Origin of the sequence: Undibacterium sp. RuRC25W (assembly GCF_049339825.1) — a bacterium.
Lineage (GTDB): Bacteria > Pseudomonadota > Gammaproteobacteria > Burkholderiales > Burkholderiaceae_D > Undibacterium.
In genome coordinates this window covers 30995-48751 of record NZ_JBMPPD010000002.1, presented here as the reverse complement: position 1 = coordinate 48751, position 17757 = coordinate 30995, and the positions used below count along the sequence as shown (strand labels likewise).

Here is a 17757-nt window from a genome sequence, read left to right as displayed (position 1 = left end):
TTGTTTAATTATTTATACCTCAGTGTCTGAAGGGAAGTCGTATGAAAATCCATGAGTATCAGGGTAAAGAAATCCTCCGTAAATTCGGAGTGACCGTACCGCGCGGTATCCCATGCTTGTCCGTTGATGAAGCAGTTAAAGCGGCTGAAACCTTGGGCGGACCAGTCTGGGTCGTCAAAGCGCAAATCCACGCTGGTGGTCGCGGTAAAGGCGGCGGCGTTAAAGTTGCAAAATCTTTAGAGCAAGTGCGTGAATACGCCGATGCAATCTTGGGCATGCAATTGGTTACACACCAAACTAGCCCAGAAGGTCAAAAAGTTCGTCGCTTGTTGATCGAAGAAGGCGCAGATATTGCTAAAGAACTGTACGTTAGTATGGTAACTGACCGTATCAGCCAACGCGTTGTTTTGATGGCATCGTCTGAAGGCGGTATGGACATCGAAGAAGTTGCGGAAAAACATCCAGAACTGATTCACTCTATCGCTATCGATCCAAGTGCAGGTCTGCAAGACGCAGAAGCGGATGATATCTCCCGTAAAATCGGTGTGCCAGAAGGCTCTATCGCTGATGCGCGCGTTCAATTGCAAGGCTTGTTCAAAGCTTTCATGGAAACAGATTGCTCTTTAGCTGAAATCAACCCATTGATCTTGACTGGCTCCGGCAAAGTCATCGCTCTGGATGCGAAATTCAACTTCGACGCGAACGCATTGTTCCGCCAACCAGAAATCGTTGCTTACCGCGATCTGGACGAAGAAGATCCAGCTGAAATCGAAGCGTCCAAATTTGACCTGGCTTACATCTCCCTCGACGGTAACATCGGTTGCTTGGTCAACGGTGCAGGTTTGGCGATGGCAACAATGGACACGATCAAATTGTTCGGCGGCGAACCAGCTAACTTCTTAGACGTAGGCGGCGGTGCAACAGCAGAAAAAGTAACTGAAGCGTTCAAGATCATGTTGAAAAACCCAGGTCTGAAAGCCATCCTGGTTAACATTTTCGGTGGCATCATGCGTTGTGACGTGATTGCTGAAGGCGTGATTACTGCATCTAAAGCAGTATCTTTGAAAGTGCCTCTGGTTGTACGTATGAAGGGTACTAACGAAGACATCGGCAAGAAAATGTTGGCTGACTCTGGTCTGCCAATCATCTCTGCTGACACGATGGAAGAAGCAGCGCAGAAAGTTGTTGCCGCTGCCGCAGCTCACGCTTAATTATCGCAAGGAATCAATATGTCCATCCTGATTAATAAAGACACTAAAGTCATTACCCAAGGTATCACTGGCAAAACTGGCCAGTTCCATACACGTATGTGCCGCGATTACGCAAATGGCAAAGAATGTTTCGTTGCTGGCGTGAATCCAAAGAAAGCTGGCGAAGATTTCGAAGGCATTCCTATTTTTGCTAACGTTTCAGAAGCTAAAGCAGCGACAGGCGCGACAGTTTCCGTGATCTATGTTCCGCCAGCAGGCGCAGCAGCAGCAATCTGGGAAGCCGTAGAAGCGGATCTAGATCTGGCCATCTGCATTACTGAAGGCATTCCAGTTCGTGACATGATGATGTTGAAAGACCGCATGGCTAAATCTGGTAGCAAGACAAAATTGCTCGGACCTAACTGCCCAGGTCTGATCACACCAGACGAAATCAAAATCGGTATTATGCCTGGCCATATCCACCGTAAAGGTCGTATCGGCGTGGTTTCCCGTTCCGGTACATTGACTTATGAAGCAGTGGGTCAATTGACTGCGCTGGGTCTGGGTCAATCTTCCGCTGTTGGTATCGGTGGCGATCCTATCAATGGTCTGAAACACATCGACATCATGAAGATGTTCAATGATGATCCAGATACAGACGCTGTGATCATGATCGGTGAAATTGGTGGCCCAGATGAAGCGAATGCTTCTTACTGGGTACGTGACAACATGAAGAAGCCAGTCGTTGGTTTCATCGCTGGTGTTACAGCTCCTCCGGGCAAACGCATGGGCCACGCAGGTGCTCTGATCTCCGGTGGTGCAGATACTGCACAAGCGAAACTGGATATCATGGAAGAGTGCGGTATCAAAGCAACTAAAAACCCGTCAGAAATGGCGCGTTTGTTGAAGGCGATGCTGTAATTTAGCCTGAACGTTGGTTTCATACCAAGAAAGACAAAAAGCCGCGTAAAACGCGGCTTTTTTTATTCGCTGAAGGACTTCATTTGCTGGAATATTGTGCAAACAGATTTTCTTAATGTTAAGCTTGTGCTCGTCATGGAATTTATGCAAATCTGATACCTGCATTGTTGCAAACCACGGGTTGTCAACTCGATCAGCTGTGAATACATTGATTTTTTAAAATCAATGGTAGTACTTCAGTTGGTGGCGTTTAGTGTTTGTTCTAGACTATAAAAATAGTGGCTTGCAAACCGTTACACTCCCTTTGTTTTATGGATTTATTGCTCGTATTTGACGGTTTGCTTAAGGTTTTACGTTGATCGTTATAAGCTGAGTGAAAACTTGTCTTGTGTAAATAAGATCGGTCAGACACTATTTATTTTTACATTCATTCCAATCTATTCGCACAGTTAAGCAATTATCAATGTCTCAACAGCATGTATTAGAATTTGCAGCACTCTCTGACACGGGGTGTGTCCGGGATCATAATGAAGACGCCATTGTTGTGTGCGCTGATTATGGATGTGCGATTCTGGCTGACGGCATGGGCGGCTATAACGCGGGTGAGGTCGCCAGCGCAATGACGTCGCAAGTGATCGCCGATTATTTGTGCGCTAAACTAGATGGCAGCAGAGTCTCCAGATTAGGTTTTCAAACGCTGAATTTGTCGCGTTGGATGGTTGAGTCAATCGAGTTGGCAAACCGCCACGTACTTTATACCTCTCAAACGAATGCAGATTGTTTTGGCATGGGGACGACAGTGGTTCTGGCGTGTTGTTCTCAGGATAAATTATTGTTGGCGCACGTCGGCGATTCTCGGGCCTATCGTTTCCGTGATGGTGTATTGACCGGTCTAACCCATGACCACTCGGTGTTGCAGGAACAACTTGACGCTGGGTTGCTGACGGAAGAGCAAGCGAGATTCTCTTCTATTAAAAATTTAATCACTCGTGCTGTTGGTACACAAGAAGATGTGGTCGTTGAATTACACGCGCATCCGATGAAAGAGCAGGATTTGTATATGTTGTGTTCAGACGGATTGACCGATATGCTCAGTCATGATGAAATTCAACTTTTAATGCAACAAAATGCGCAAGATCTGTCGCAATGTTGCAGGGTACTGATAGATAATGCCAATGCGGCGGGCGGTGTTGATAATTCATCGGTCGTCTTATTCAAAGTCAATGCGATGCCCAGCCCTTCGTGGATGCAACGCTTTTTGCTCCGGTAGCTTGGGTAACATTTGTGCTTTTATTCACATTGAATTTACGAGAGATTTATGGCGAAAATTATCGTCACCTTTAATGGGTTGGTTCAACAAGAAGTCAGCATTACAAAGTCGCGTATGACGGTAGGACGTCGTCCGGGCAATGATATTGTGATTGATCATTTAACGGTTAGCGGTCAGCACGCAGCTATCGACACAACGCCAAACGGTTCTTTTGTGCTTGATTTGGGCAGTACCAATGGCACGATGGTCAATAGCCAGCCCATCAAAAAGCATCTGTTGCAACATGACGATGTGATCGATATTGGTAAATACAAGCTGCGCTTCCAGGTAGAAAAAAATGCGCAGGTTCAGCCGATTTCAGGTGCTGTCGTTGACAACGTAATGTCTGCCCCAGCGAAAATCCGAGTAATGAACGGTAATAATGCAGGTAAAGAACTCATATTAACCAAGCCCATTACAACAATCGGTAGCCCCGGTGTTCAGGTAGTCGCCATTGCCAAACATCAGACGAATTATTCGATCACCCCTGTTGAGGGCACCACGAAACCAAAAATCAACGAACGTGAGATTGTCGCCAAGACGATCTTAGAACACGGAGACATCATTGATCTGATGTCTACGAAGATGCAGTTTTTGGCTGGGAACGGATAAAAAGATGTGGTCTGACGATTTTCGCAATCAGACCATTTCTTCAACTATATGTAGGCTCGTATTCCTCAACAGTGCTCTTTCCAGAGTTCTGTAGATATCACACTAAATTAATACCTAGCTAACCAAACTTTAGAGAACCCTTGAGACCAGTTCTCACGGGTTAGTATTATTTCGGTATTGTCGCAGTATGTGCATGTTATTCGCATAGCTCGCGGCAGCGTCATTCACATTCCCTTTAGGTGTCGTATATTCCAGTCGTAAGTTGTTGTCGTTAGATACCCACACATTGGGATCAACGCCCACTTTGATGAGGTACTGATCGATACTGTTGCTATCTAGTTCTCTACTTTCTTTTACCAGCTCGATCGATTGTTTTCCACGCTGTAATATATTGAGCAGCGGTGGCGTTTTCTCGACAGCATGGATTGCTGTTGTATTGAAATCTTTATGACTAGGTTCATTGGATGCAATCAGAATACCTTGACCACCAAGTTGGTATAAAGATACATACTTGAATTCAGATCTGATGGTGCTAATGATGCTGAGAATATCAGTCGGATTTAAATGATGGAGTTGCACCCATTGCTGCAATATGCCGTCCGGTTGCAGGTGAGCTTTGACCAGTTGATAAAATTCCTGGTTGTAGAGCGATGCTGCGCCAGCGAACCAGATGGAGGTAATTTCTAAACTAATAATATCGTATTGTCTGGCTCGCGGAGCGAGTAACAGCATATTACGCCCATCAGTTACATGCAGATGAACCTGCGGCAGTTCAGAAACGTGTTGATTGACATCACCAAAATGTTTATTTGCCATCCTGATGACATCGCTACTTAATTCGGCAATATCAAGGTCTTTAAAGCCAGCCTCTTTGAATACGCGACTGGTCACGCCAGTGCCATAGCCAATAACCAACGCACGCTCTCTTTTTTCTTGATGAAGTAATGGCACAAAAGCAAAGCCAATTTGTGCCTTCATCTCCCCTTGCCAGGCGTTATTGCCTTGGAATTTACCATTGGTGAGCAAGGTCTTGTAATCGGCATCTGTTACTTGTGTTACCGAAGTTAATCCACCATCAATACTCTCTGCATGATCAATAACTCTGCCATATGACTGTGGCGCAAAATAAACATTAGCACCAGAACTCAATGCTTGGTAATTGAGTGGGACTTGCAGACAAATCAGAATCGTAAATCCAGACATACCCAGCCAAAAGAAGGATCGTTTTTTAGCAGGTAAGCCGCTGAGGCTCACAATCAGAATCGATAATAGAAAAGAGATTAAACTGATGACGTGAATCGACTGAATTCCGCCTATCGTCGGCAGCAAAAAGAAGCCGAACAGTAAAACGCCGATGATATTACCTGTCGTGTTGATTGCTGCACCAACACCAATGGTACGAATCTGATTGTTGGGTGCAAGACAGGTAATGATGTCCATGCCCAGCACATAAGCGCCACCGATAAAAATTGTCGGTGGTAGCATGATTAATGCACAAACCACCGCACGGATTGCTTCCCGGGCTACGAAGGTGCGCGCTGGTGGGTGCGTTGTGAAGCTGGCGAAATAATCTGGAATCACATTCCAGAAGTAGGTGCTGCACGCAGTGCTTAGCGCCAGACCAACAAATGCATAAGCAAGCCAGCGTAATGATTCTGGCTGGTTTCTTTCCAATAAGGATTTGAATAGAAAACCGCCAATCGATAGTCCGGATAAAAATGTTGCGAGCATTAAACTAAATGCGTAGACACTATTGCCTGCCACAATAGACAACATATGAACGTAGGTTACTTCTAAACCTAACGATGCGATTCCACCCAGACCTAATGTGATCAATGCTAGTGGCGTGGCATGATCCGGTAAAGAAGCGAACGGCCTGACGGTCAATATCTCACGCTGAACCGGATGGAAAATAAAAGTTTTATTAAGCTCTAAACCACCAAGCGCCACTAAGAAATTCAGTAATGCGGCAATCAACGTTGTGTTCGTAACACCTACAGCAGGTATTAACAGGTAACCACAAACAAGCGCACCGATCGTGGCGCCTGCCGTATTGGTCAGATAGAGAAGCGCGATCTTAATGCCAATTTTTTGAGTTTTAACATCAAGGACTTGTGCCAGCAACGGCAATGTTGCACCCATCATGATTGTCGGCGCCAACAGAACTATACCTCCCAGGCAAACTTTGAGCAAAAGCAAAGCTGGTGCTTCTGGCGGCAGTCCCATTGCAAGAGTTACATAGATCGTTTGTGTTCCGTGAAAGAGCATAGGAGTTGCGATGCAATATAGGGCGATCAAGCCCTCAATAATGGCATACGTAAATAAGGGGCGTTTAGTCTGGCTTGCAAACTTACCACCCAAAAAAGCCCCAATTGCCATTCCACCCAGAAATGTTGCAAGCACCGTCAGGGTCGCCGTCGACGTGCTGCCAAACGTCAGCGCGATCGTCTTTGCAAACAACACTTGATAGATCAATGCTGCCGCACCAGAGGCGAAAAACATGGCACTTACTTTTCTTTCAAAAGTAGAAAAAAAAGCAGTTTTATTGTCGCAATCAGTCGATGCATCTTCAACTGGCAATTGAGCGAGCTGTGCGAATCTTTTCATCGCAATGCACTGAAAAATCACAACGACGCTTGTGCTGCCATTCATGACCCAGCAGAACCACTGATGTTGTTCGGCAAACGGTACAAGCTCGCGTAATACAACGACCCAAATGAACCAAGTGAGAAAACCGCCGATAACGGTCCATTTTCTTTCAGCGTGCGCCCAACTGACGTTGTTAGTGCAGAGTGCGATTGCTGCTAAAGTAAATGGTACAGCCACGATCAGATCAACGACGTAGTGCTCGCCCAAATAAATGGTGGCGATAGCAGTAAGTAAAGTTGCAAAAATAAATAGCATCCTGCTCCACCAAGTGCTAACTGTTCGCCACCAAAGTATGGTCGAGGCAAGCATCCAGCCAAAATGCATGGATGGCATACCATTGCGAGGTGCTGTGCTACCAGCGAATGCGCTGAGGGGATATGCGCTTGGCTCACCGAGCTTATTAACAAAATATTCAGAACCAAAGACGTAGCGAGGACCAGTTATTGGAAAGAAATTATATGCCAACAATGCGCATGCCGATAAAACTACCCATGTTTTTGCCCCTGATGCAGTTTGTTTAGGGAAACCATTAAGTTGAAACAGGCAAACAAAAAGAAAGCCAATCGGCGTAAATGTATAAACCAAAAATACAAGCTCTGGTAACCCTGGTATTAGGTCGACGAGGTGATGGAGTTCCGGTGAGATACTAAGATGGCTCGCTGAATCCCAGTGTATTGCAATAAAATCAAGAATTTCTGGATGTATACTTATTTCTAGTTCTAGTGCACAAGAAGGAATAGCGATTAAAACTAGAATGAGGACAAACAGATGACGCAAATTTTTTTCGTACACAGCACTTTCGGATGTTTTTATTATGGAACAAACCCGTAGAACTAGAACGGTCGAAGCTGCAACTGCAGTGAAATTTGAGAAAGTAAGTAGATCGTCAACAAGTTGATTTAACTGCCATGTATACAACGCCGTGTCTGGGGAGTTGAGTGAGAATATAGCTGAGATTACAATTCCACTAGATACAACAACAGAGTACCAATGAAGCTGTGGTCTGCTAAACAAAAACAAAATTAAAAAAACAGGTGAATAGCTTTTGAGTGCATCAACAAGGTGGCCGCTAGATAAGGTAAATATAGACCGAATCAACCAATGATATGGCATAGAATTCAGGCCTAAAATAGCAGTGAAGATGAGAAAGTAAAATCCTAGTAAGGCCATCGTTTTTGCATCACGATTCGTCTTTAAGCCGGATTGGTTCATGTTGGGTCTGCTAGTGATTGACGTCGCTAACAATTAGCGTATCAGCATCAAATTGGCTGCGTTGAAAATATAACTTTTAAACGATGTTGCCCACGATTGATAAATCGAATCTCAATAAAAAAAGCTCCGACAAAATTCGGAGCTTTTTTTATTACTGAGAAAAATTTATTTGCAGCTAGCTGGCAAGTAGTTACTTGCAATACCGTTACCTGTGCATGCCCAGTTCAGCTGACCAACACCAGCTGATGTTGCACTCAACACGATAGAACCAGCGGACATCGCAGATTCAGCAGTCGTTGAAGTAGCAACGATGGATGTACCATTCCATGCCACGCTTGCTACATATTTAGTCGTTTGGGATGCCAATGTCAGAGATGATGTTGATGGTAATGCATTATTAACACCAAAGAACTCAGCAACTGCATCTTTACCAGCGGAAGCAGCCAAAATCACTTCAGAAACTTTAGCGCGAACTGTGTAGTCTTTGTAAGCTGGCAATGCAACAGCTGCCAAGATACCGATAATCGCAACAACGATCATCAATTCGATCAGCGTAAAACCTTTTTGTGCTTGAGAAATCATGCTTTTAGTGATTTTCATTTAAAAACTCCTTGAGTGTTAGGGAATGAACTACAAGCCTGCATAAGCATTTAGTGTGCCAGAGTTGATTAAAGCGATAGCGATTTATTTATTTGTTACACTAAAAATAATTGATGGCACGATGTTTACTAGCTGATTCCTGACGGACACGATGCATTTATTCTTTTTGCGCGGGGACATCGTTTAGAATCGTCCCCAAAAAATACTGAGAAAATCAAGTTAAATTCACTCTGTTGATACTGACAAAATATGTCAATTTTTGACTTATGACAAAATTTGGCAACCTACCTATGTATGGGATGCCAATTTATGTTCAACATATTGGTTGTGAACCTTGATGAAGCGTTTTCATTTCTGAGGCGGTTAATAAATGCATGGAATGATTGACGTTTGCCGTGCTAGGGCGTTAATGTCTCGATTTTCTTCGTAAGCTATCAAACGGATGCAAAAGTAGCGTTGACGGTTAGCTTCCGGTTTGTTTAATTGTTATTAGTGATATCAGTGATACATCATGTTAGGCAAATTCCAAATTAAATCTCGTTTAAAGGCTGCCGGAATTCATCTCACACTTTCTGCTGTGATTGCAGCGGTAGTGGCCGCGGTTGTTTTTTTTGTATGGTACCCGATTCCTTATGACACTATTTGCGGTGGCTTTGGTTTGTTGGTGCTTGTGTGTTCGGTAGATATTGTACTTGGGCCACTCCTTACGTTTGTCGTTTTTGATGCGACGAAAAAGAGAGCGGTTCTGGTACGCGATCTGGCGGTGATTGGGATCGTACAATTAGCCGCACTGACTTATGGGGCGCATACGGTGTACATTGCACGACCAGTCGCGCTGGTGTTTGAAGGTGGGCAACGCTTCAGGGTGGTAACCAACGTCGAAGTCCAGACCGATGAGTTACCGAAGGCTTTACCGCGGTTTAGAAGTTTATCGATGACGGGGCCCGTATTGATGAGTACGCGCTCAGCAAACGATAGCGAGAAATATGATGCCATCATGGGAGCGATGTCTGGTGCGGATATCGGTACTCGTCCCAGTTTCTGGGTTCCCTACGATGGCCATGAACAAGAGATCATTAAGGCGGCCAAACCTCTGGACCGCTTGTTTAAACAATACGCCAGTTCAACGCCAATCATTGATGCCATGATTCGCCAAGCTGGACTTACTCGGGAAACAACACGCTATTTACCGCTGGTATCACGACGGGTGACATGGACGGTGCTGATTAACGCTACTAACGGCAAGATCATAGGATTTTTGCCACTGGAAGGGTATTTTTAGTCGTTCATCGCGTGATGGCGGGGAATCGGCCGCTTGGTTGCCGATTGTCTTTTCTGGCGCTGCGGGTTTTCACTCAATGCCCGCAGTACGTTATTTTATTTGTTTGATTTACTTTGATACGGTCGACCTTATGGGTTTATGGAAGTGGGCTGCGGTTTCAGCAGGGGCTAACCGCAAAACTGATGCGGCTTATGCCCTACTTAGTGTTGGCATGTTGTTGTCCTTTTTATTGCCTTGGCATGTGCATCCACTTCGAAGCTATTATCACGAGCTAAGTATTATTTCCGGGATGCTCCTGTCGTTGGCGTGTCTGGCATGGCTGGCAAGAGGTCAAAAGCTGCTATTGCATGTGCCGACCTTGATTGTTTTTCCGGTTGCCTTATTATTTATCATTGCGATGGATGTGAGTTCTCCGTATCGAACTACTTGGTTTGATGCGTTGATTCCTGCACAGTATTTTTTACTGATGGGCGTGGCGTTGATTTTAGGTGCGACACTGACGGCGACGGAGCGCGGTCGGGAAGACTTTTGCGTATTAGTCGCTAGTGTTTTTCTGATTGCGGGTGTGCTTTCTTTTTTGATGCAGTTGATCCAGGTCGCTGGGATTGATGTGTCGCCCATGATCATGTATCTTCCCTTTACCCAGACGCTGGGTCGTCCCTACGCGAATATCGCCCAACCGAATCAATTAGCGTTGCTATTTTGCTTCGCGCTCGCCGGTGTGTGGTATTTGTTTAAAAAAAATGACGTAGCGAATCATTTAACGAAAAGCCAGTCATTTTTAGTGGCGCTCTGTTTGATTGTTGGTATTGCATTGACGCAATCAAGAATTGGCTGGATTATCTTACCGCTCTTTACCATCATGCTGATCGCGCAGAATCGGGATTCTCCGCGTCGCCAGCAGGTAGCGATCGTCGCTTTACTGTGTTTGTATTTTGTGATTGTTTTTTTATTACCATTGATGACGGCGTCTGTTGGCATGTCTGGTGGTAATGTGGCAGAACATGTGGGTGGGCGATCTGAACGCAAAGGATTGTGGCTACAAGCGTGGACGTTGGCGCAGATGCATCCGTGGCGTGGCGTAGGCTGGTTTGGCTTTGGTGCTGGGCAGGTACAGATTGCAGCTGATTTTTCTTCATCGACTTATGCAGAGCATGCACATAACCTGATTCTTAATTTTGCTGCGGAAATTGGGTGGCCACTGACGCTGACGCTATCAGTATCCTTTGCGTGGTGGTTCTGGCAAAGTTTTATCGCTGCCAGAAAGCTGTTGCCATTACAGTTTTCCGGAATGTGTTTGCTCGCCGCCTTGGTACATAGCATGGTTGAATTTCCACTTTGGTATGCTTATATCTTGTTACCCATCGCACTTTTGATGGGGATGCAACATCAATTGCGCTGGCCAACCAGAGTAGTGGCCCTCAGTCCGAAACTTGTTATCTCTGTTGTTGTTTTAGCGTTTGCCTGTATCGGCTACATGACTTGGGATTATCAACGAGTGGTTGCTGGCTTTAACGTATTGCGGTGGGAGCCAACGCCTTCAGCGGCTGGTCTTAAAAAATTAGAAAAGCCTCTTTTTACGCTGTATCCGCAATTTTTTGACTATTTCAAACTCATGGAGATGGATGCTGATGAAGGCATGTCAGCTAAAGACATTGCGTTTGCTGAAAAATGGACACCGCGCTTTGGTTTTGTCCATATTCTGAACAAACTGGCAGAGATTCATGTACTCAATGGTGAGTCGCAAAAAGCGGTTCGGGAGATGCAAACCCTACAGCGTTTGCATCCCGACGCGTATCCCGAATATTTTGATTACTGGAAGGCGAAATCTGCGCTGGATTCACGCTATGCAGTAGTTTTTGCACATGTTCCACCAAGGGATTCCCCGTAAATTTGGTTTTTACGGGGGTATCTAACTACGCATTCGTCTTAAGCCGCGTCAGGGGTAGTTTGGTCAATTAGACTAACCCAATCCCCCGATTTTCCACCATGTTTTTCCATGACCCGGATATTGCTCATCACCATGCCGCGATCAACGGCTTTGCACATGTCATAGATGGTGAGTAAGCCGATCTGGACGGATGTGAGTGCTTCCATTTCGACTCCAGTTTTACCGATTGTCTCGACTTGCGCCTGGCATTGTATGCTGTTGGTTTCAGTGCTGATGCTAAAATCAACCTGTACCTTAGTGATGGCGAGCGGATGGCATAGCGGGATCAGATCGCTGGTACGTTTTGCGCCCATAATTGCTGCAATACGGGCAATGCCTAGGACGTCCCCTTTTTTTGCGGTACCCTGGGTGATAATTGCCAGTGTCTCTGGTTTCATTCGGATGGTACCGCAGGCAATCGCAATGCGATGGGTATCTTGTTTTTCTGCGACATCAACCATATGTGCTTGACCATCGCGGTCAAAGTGGGTTAGCTGAGTTTGTTGTAAATCGTTTGCCATGAAGGTCACGTCAGGAGGAAAGTTGAAGAAATTTGGAACGAACGCTGTTAACAGACATCATAGCACCGTCACAAGAAAAAGCTTCTCTGGTCAGCGACAACTGCCTCGATTCAGGCGTGAGCTGAGGGCAACGCTCATAAAATCGCTCATCGCAACACTGGTGATGTCGAGCTGCTACGTGCCTACTGCCTTTAGCCAATCGACTTCAGCAACGCAGAACCTGCCAACCCTTGGAGATACATCGCGTGAAGATTTATCCCCACTGGCTGAACGTAAGCTGGGGGAGCAAATCATGAATGTGGTTCGAAACGACCCCGATTATATCGATGACGGCCCCGTTTCCGAGTATCTGAACCGCTTAGGTAATCAGTTACTGGATGCGCATCCAGATGCACGCGGCGAGGCGGCTTATAATTTTGAATTTTTTGCGGTGCGTGACCCTGTTTTGAATGCCTTTGCATTTCCGGGTGGGTTTATTGGACTGCATACAGCATTGTTATTGACTGCACAAACCGAGTCCGAGTTAGCATCGGTGATTGGCCATGAAATTGGTCACGTGGCGCAGCGACATATCGCTCGGATGTTGACGAGTCAGAAGTTTGATTCCTACATTCCATTAGTTGCACTTGCGCTAGCGGTCCTTGCTGCACGTTCGAGTCCTGATGCGGCAATTGCTGTTGCCGCAGGGGGGCAGGGTGTAGCAATACAAAAGCAATTAAATTTTAGCCGCGATGCGGAGCGTGAAGCGGATCGTGTTGGTTTTCAGATTTTAAAAGACGCGGGTTTCGATCCGACGGGAATGGTGACTTTTTTTGGACGACTACAAGCATCAACCCGTAACTATACTGATAATGCCCCTGATTTTTTGCGAAGTCACCCGTTGACCAGCGAACGTATCGCAGATATTCAGGCTCGGGCACAAACTTTACGCTATAAGCAACATGCGGACGGCCTCGAGTTTTTTTTGATGGAATCCCGCGTCCGTGTACTACAAGATCCGACCATACAAGGATTGATAGACGCAAAGCAACTATTTGATCTACAGCTCAAATCCGAGCGTGAGGTCGATCAGATCGCAGCGACCTACGGCCTGGCTTTTGTTGCGTGTAGACAGAGAGATTTTATGAAGGCCCGCGAATTACTTGAGCGGGCAAGATCACAAACTGCCCGTTCAGCGTCGCAAAAATACGTACTCGATGTGAGTAGTGCATTTGATAGCCTGAGTATTGATATTCTGTCGGGAAGTAAACAATTTTCTCAGGCCAGCACTGAGGCGGAGCGGGCCATACAGCAGTTGCCCTTATCAAGGGGCTTGGTTTATCAATATGTTGATACGTTATTAGATGCCAAGAAAGAGCAGGCAGCGGGCATTTTTTTACGTGATCAGCTCGTTTTGTATCGTCAGGATGCGAAGTTACAAAAGCTCCTCGCCAAAGTATATGCTGCAGAAGGTAAGCAATCCTTGCAGCATATTGCGTTGGCGGATGCATTGGCCATTCAGAATAGTTGGGGGGCAGCCTTGCAACAGCTCGATATTGCAAGACGTGAGAAAGATGCTGGCTATTATGAGCTGTCGGTCATTGATGCGAATGAGCGAGACTGGAAAGAAAGTCACAAAGAGGAACTCGCTGAGGAGCGTAAGCAACGGCACTAATGATCCGATCGGGCGTTCTGCCGTGCAGTCGGCCTTTTAGCGTGGTGTTGCAATGTTACCCGACACGGTCATGAGCGTATGGATAGTGCTGAACTGAACGTGGATGTGTCGCGTGGTTGATTCATATAAATTCAGTGTCAGCGTATTGTTGCTCCCTGATGTCTCCAGCCAGTGTAACAGAGCATCATCTGTCGCGTGTTGACCGTCAATCTGCAGGTGACTTGCTACCTGTGCTAAATCTCTGCCATCAACCAGCGCGAGCAGTTTGCCGGTAGATAGCACGATGTTGCCATCAGCATCCATTGATGCCGCTGTCACGGTCGGCATGAATTGACCGGTATGCAGTTGTAGACCCAGCGTTGTTTCATCGTTGTTGAGTGTTTGTTGTGTGTCTTTGACGCGGACAATCGTACGAATAATATACGGCGTCGCATCGAGGTCCACATACACGCGTTGTGGACCATTTTGAAAATACCAGCAGCCCTTATCGTCGCATTGATAATTGCGATTGATAAAGTCGATCAAGGTTTGGTGGCGGATGACGTCGCCTGGGAGGTTTAGTGCCTGACAACGCTCGTCACGCATGCGCCACTGACCACGCGCATCGAGTGCCAGCCAGCCGTAGCAGTGGGGAACGTTGGGCCATTTGGCCATTGCCGCTTTGACGATGTCATCCATCAGAGTGCCTCATCAAAAAAATGGAGAATTTTTTCTGGTAACCACGCAAGGCTGCCGGGGACCTGACCTGTGGCAAACCCAACATGTCCGCCATGTTGTGGATAGTCGAGGGTCACGCAAGAGGCCGCTTGTTGTGGCAAATATTGCCCTGGTAGAAATGGGTCATTTCTGGCATTGAGTACCAACGTGGGTAGCGTAATATCCTGCAAGACGTGCCGGGCGCTGGCGCGATGCCAGTAGTCATCGGTATCCAGATAACCGTGCAGCGGCGCAGTCACGACGTTATCGAACTCATAGAGATTCTTTGCCTCAAGCAAACGATTTTTGTCAAACAACCCTGGAAATTGTTCTAGTTTTCTGAGGCATTTAGGCTTTAAGGTCTTCAGAAACATGCGCGTGTATAGCATGTTCAGGCCGCTCGATAACGAGGCGCCGCCTTGCGCTAGGTCGAGTGGTGCTGATATCGCGCAAGCGGCACGGACGATATCTGCCTGATGCTGAGATTCTCCAAGCCAGCGTAAGAGAGCGTTACCACCAAGAGAAACACCTGCAGCAAAAAAATGGGCGTGCGGATGTTGCTGAACATGCCGATGATGCAGTCGACGTAAAATCCAGTCGATTTCTTGAGCGTCTCCCGAATGGTAGAAGCGCGGTGCCTGATTCAATTCGCCGGAGCAGCCCCGGAAATGCGGGATGACACCCCACCAACCACGTGTCTGTAACGCCGCCATGAAGGCCCTAGCATAGTGGCTGTCGCTTGATCCTTCTAAGCCATGAAAGAGCACGACCATCGGCTGGCCAGGCTTGCCATCAATAAAATCGAGGTCGATAAAATCCTCGTCGGGCGTGTCCCAGCGTTCGCGCCGGAAGTCCACTTCAGGTTTGCTGATCCATAAAGCGGGATAAATCGTTTGCAGATGCCCCCCTGGGAGCCAACGTGGAGACTGATATGTCATTCTTGCGTTATGGTTAGGTGTTGCATCGGCATGTTGCTTGGGCGAGGTCCATCAATGCCTAAGCGTATGCAGCTTCTGGAGGAATGATACCGCAGATGCCACTGTTGCGTAGGACCCCGTCAGTGGAGGACGCTGGCTTTGAATAAGTCGATGGGTGCTTTACCCGCAGCTACAGAAGCATGATGCATGGTGATGCGCCATCCCTGTGGGGTTTTCACATAGACGTTCGTCGCCAGAATATGGACATCTGGCATGTTTTCATTGGGACGGTGGATTTGTTCAATCACACTGTGAACAGCGCTGAGAAGATTATGTGTTGCATGGATTTGCGTTGCCTGAATATGAACGCTTCCACGTTCGAAGATGGCTTCCCATGAGGCGCGGATGGCCGCGTGACCAATCTGGCGAGTTGCCCCTGGGTGAATGCAGACGATTTCTTCATCCTCTGCCCATAACGCCATTAATCCATCGAGATCAGCACGACTGAGTGCATCATACAATGCGGCTTCGACGTCCTCGGCACTGCCATTAAATTGCTTTTTTGCGGGCATGGTTAGGAAGCTGGTTGATTCTGCTGACTCGATTTGAACGCCTGATCTCGCGCCACTGACTAAATTAGTGACCCTTGATCACAGTGCCCGGTGCCAGTTTGTACTGAGTGCCGCAGTAGGAGCACGTAGCAGAGCCACCATGGGACAAGTCCAGATAGACGCGTGGATGGGAAGACCACAGCGGCATGGCCGGATTGGGGCAATGTGCCGGTAAATCTTTGGCTTGCAGTTCGACAACGTTATTTGCTGATGGTGTGCTTTGAGTAGCTGACATACGGACTCCGGTAAAAAATAGATGCTGTTGCGAAGTAAATGGTCACGGGATGATTGCACCAGCACGTTGTGCTGGCAGGCTCTGGCTCGCCATTTTCTTCAATTCAAAAAGAGAGACAGTGATTTTAACGGATTCCAGCCATTTACTGTCATTGATTTACTGTCATTGATTAGCGCGCTTTGATAATCAAAGTTAAAATAGACGGCTCGTCTATAAAATAAAGATTTGCACGACATTGCTTTGCCCACGACATGTTGGTATGCAACTGGAGGCACGGGAAGTGTCGTTTTGTGTAAGTCCTCAACTATTTCATGTCTTTTGAATCTGATCAAGCTGCCATCAAAGAGGCGTTGCGTCTAGGTGCTCCCACCTGGTTTGGTATTGGCGCTTGGGGGTTAGTCGTCGGTGTCGCCATGATCAAAGCTGGGCTGAGTCTGCCGCAAGCGCTGGGGATGACCTTTATTGTCTTTGGTGGTTCTGCGCAATTAGCTTCTTTGCCGTTGATTGGCGCGCATGCGCCAGTGTGGGTTATTTTTGCTACGGCATTGGCGGTTAATCTGCGTTTTGTAATTTTTTCTGCGATCTTAGCACCCCATTTTTCTCATCTGCCATGGCGTAAACGCGCTTTGTTTGGTTTTATGACGGGTGATGTTGCTGTTGGCTTGTTTATTCAGCGCTTTCCTGATTTGCAAGATATGAAAGGAAAACTCGCATTCTTAAAGGGCTTAATTTTTCCTAACTGGCTGGCATGGCAGGTCGGCTCAGTGATAGGTATTTTTTTGGGAAGTCAGGTACCGACGAGTTGGGGACTCGGTGTCGCTGGGACGCTGGCGATTCTTTGTGTGATGTTGCCGTTGATTATCAATCGTGCAGCGTTGGTCGGGGTTATTGTCTCAGGCGGGATTGCGCTAATGTGTTTTCATTTTCCGTACAAATTGGGACTGCTGCTGGCGGTGTTTGTCGGTATTGTGACTGCAATGGCGCTTGAAGAAGTCATTTTTAAACGCCAATCCATGAAAGTACAGAATCATGACTGATATCGACATCTGGATCGTGATTGCTGCTTTGTGGCTGGCCACTTTTATTGCGCGTAGCGGATTTTGGCTCGCTGGCAACCGCATCCAATTGCCACAACGTGTTCAGGAGGCGCTCCGTTATGCACCTGCGTGTGCATTAGCAGCGATTATTCTGCCGGACTTTTTAATGTATCCAAGTGGGGCGGATCAGTGGGATTTTAGTTGGCATAATCCTAAGCTCGTTGCTGGGATAGCGGCAACGCTCTTTTTCCAACTAAGAAAGAATATGTTGCACACCATTATTTTTGGCATGGTGGTATTTACGTGCTTACGATTGTTTTCATAAGTTCAATGAATGCCTTGAGAAATCAAGCGGCAAATCTTTGTATCTCCTATTGCATG

At 46.7% G+C, this 17757-nt stretch carries 16 protein-coding genes; 9 read left to right on the top strand and 7 right to left on the bottom strand.

The genetic code is table 11. The annotated features are described in order from the left end of the window. Positions 1-26: 26 nt before the first annotated feature. The 4 genes from sucC to ACO0KV_RS01350 all read left to right on the top strand — a co-directional run bounded on the left by sucC (position 27) and on the right by ACO0KV_RS01350 (position 4032). Positions 27-1211, top strand: a complete 1185-nt coding sequence (gene sucC, locus ACO0KV_RS01365) for an ADP-forming succinate--CoA ligase subunit beta (protein ID WP_422993477.1) — start codon at positions 27-29, stop codon at positions 1209-1211. A gap of 18 nt (positions 1212-1229) precedes the next feature. Beyond that, on the top strand, positions 1230-2111 hold the full coding sequence (gene sucD / locus ACO0KV_RS01360) for a succinate--CoA ligase subunit alpha (protein ID WP_186913802.1): 882 nt from the start codon (positions 1230-1232) through the stop codon (positions 2109-2111). A gap of 463 nt (positions 2112-2574) precedes the next feature. Further along, positions 2575-3381: a Stp1/IreP family PP2C-type Ser/Thr phosphatase gene (locus tag ACO0KV_RS01355; RefSeq protein WP_423039137.1), complete on the top strand. Its 807-nt coding sequence runs from the start codon at positions 2575-2577 to the stop codon at positions 3379-3381. A gap of 48 nt (positions 3382-3429) precedes the next feature. Then, entirely contained in the window at positions 3430-4032 is a 603-nt protein-coding gene (locus ACO0KV_RS01350; protein ID WP_423039135.1) for an FHA domain-containing protein, read from the top strand. Between the two features lie 153 nt (positions 4033-4185). Here ACO0KV_RS01350 and ACO0KV_RS01345 read toward each other — a convergent pair whose 3' ends face one another. Both ACO0KV_RS01345 and ACO0KV_RS01340 read right to left on the bottom strand, forming a co-directional pair. Beyond that, on the bottom strand, positions 4186-7473 hold the full coding sequence (locus tag ACO0KV_RS01345) for a fused MFS/spermidine synthase (protein ID WP_423039133.1): 3288 nt from the start codon (positions 7471-7473) through the stop codon (positions 4186-4188). Between the two features lie 585 nt (positions 7474-8058). Next, positions 8059-8493 (bottom strand): pilin, encoded by a 435-nt coding sequence (locus ACO0KV_RS01340; protein WP_423039131.1) that lies wholly within the window; start codon positions 8491-8493, stop codon positions 8059-8061. A 511-nt stretch (positions 8494-9004) separates the two neighbouring features. On the opposite strand from ACO0KV_RS01340, the gene tfpZ reads away from it, so the two are divergent. Together tfpZ and ACO0KV_RS01330 are read left to right on the top strand one after the other, a co-directional pair. Then, complete coding sequence (gene tfpZ, locus ACO0KV_RS01335; RefSeq protein WP_423039129.1) at positions 9005-9775, top strand: TfpX/TfpZ family type IV pilin accessory protein; 771 nt, start codon at positions 9005-9007, stop codon at positions 9773-9775. Positions 9776-9851: 76 nt separating this feature from the next. Continuing rightward, positions 9852-11666, top strand: a complete 1815-nt coding sequence (locus ACO0KV_RS01330; RefSeq protein WP_423039128.1) for a Wzy polymerase domain-containing protein — start codon at positions 9852-9854, stop codon at positions 11664-11666. Between the two features lie 38 nt (positions 11667-11704). Here ACO0KV_RS01330 and moaC read toward each other — a convergent pair whose 3' ends face one another. After that, complete coding sequence (moaC, locus tag ACO0KV_RS01325) at positions 11705-12226, bottom strand: cyclic pyranopterin monophosphate synthase MoaC (protein WP_423039126.1); 522 nt, start codon at positions 12224-12226, stop codon at positions 11705-11707. Between the two features lie 163 nt (positions 12227-12389). Between moaC and ACO0KV_RS01320 the strand changes: the two genes are divergently transcribed. After that, the gene (locus tag ACO0KV_RS01320) at positions 12390-13880 is read left to right on the top strand and encodes a M48 family metalloprotease (RefSeq protein ID WP_423039124.1); all 1491 of its coding nucleotides are present in this window, start codon (positions 12390-12392) and stop codon (positions 13878-13880) included. A gap of 36 nt (positions 13881-13916) precedes the next feature. Here the strand turns inward: ACO0KV_RS01320 and ACO0KV_RS01315 are convergent, their stop codons facing one another. The 4 genes from ACO0KV_RS01315 to ACO0KV_RS01300 all read right to left on the bottom strand — a co-directional run bounded on the left by ACO0KV_RS01315 (position 13917) and on the right by ACO0KV_RS01300 (position 16339). Continuing rightward, positions 13917-14558 carry a DUF2946 family protein gene (locus ACO0KV_RS01315; RefSeq protein WP_423039122.1) on the bottom strand — a complete coding sequence of 214 codons (642 nt, stop codon included), beginning with the start codon at positions 14556-14558 and terminating at the stop codon, positions 13917-13919. Next, entirely contained in the window at positions 14558-15514 is a 957-nt protein-coding gene (locus ACO0KV_RS01310) for a YheT family hydrolase (protein WP_423039120.1), read from the bottom strand. Before ACO0KV_RS01310 ends, ACO0KV_RS01315 begins: the two co-directional genes overlap by 1 nt. A 119-nt stretch (positions 15515-15633) precedes the next feature. Then, the gene (locus tag ACO0KV_RS01305; RefSeq protein WP_423039118.1) at positions 15634-16065 is read right to left on the bottom strand and encodes a YybH family protein; all 432 of its coding nucleotides are present in this window, start codon (positions 16063-16065) and stop codon (positions 15634-15636) included. Positions 16066-16129: 64 nt separating this feature from the next. Further along, positions 16130-16339: a zinc-finger domain-containing protein gene (locus tag ACO0KV_RS01300; RefSeq protein ID WP_423039116.1), complete on the bottom strand. Its 210-nt coding sequence runs from the start codon at positions 16337-16339 to the stop codon at positions 16130-16132. 311 nt (positions 16340-16650) lie between these two features. Here ACO0KV_RS01300 and ACO0KV_RS01295 point away from each other — a divergent pair, with 311 nt between their 5' ends. Both ACO0KV_RS01295 and ACO0KV_RS01290 read left to right on the top strand, forming a co-directional pair. After that, complete coding sequence (locus ACO0KV_RS01295; RefSeq protein ID WP_423039114.1) at positions 16651-17376, top strand: AzlC family ABC transporter permease; 726 nt, start codon at positions 16651-16653, stop codon at positions 17374-17376. Beyond that, the gene (locus ACO0KV_RS01290; RefSeq protein WP_423039112.1) at positions 17369-17701 is read left to right on the top strand and encodes an AzlD domain-containing protein; all 333 of its coding nucleotides are present in this window, start codon (positions 17369-17371) and stop codon (positions 17699-17701) included. Before ACO0KV_RS01295 ends, ACO0KV_RS01290 begins: the two co-directional genes overlap by 8 nt. The last annotated feature ends 56 nt before the right edge of the window (positions 17702-17757 follow it).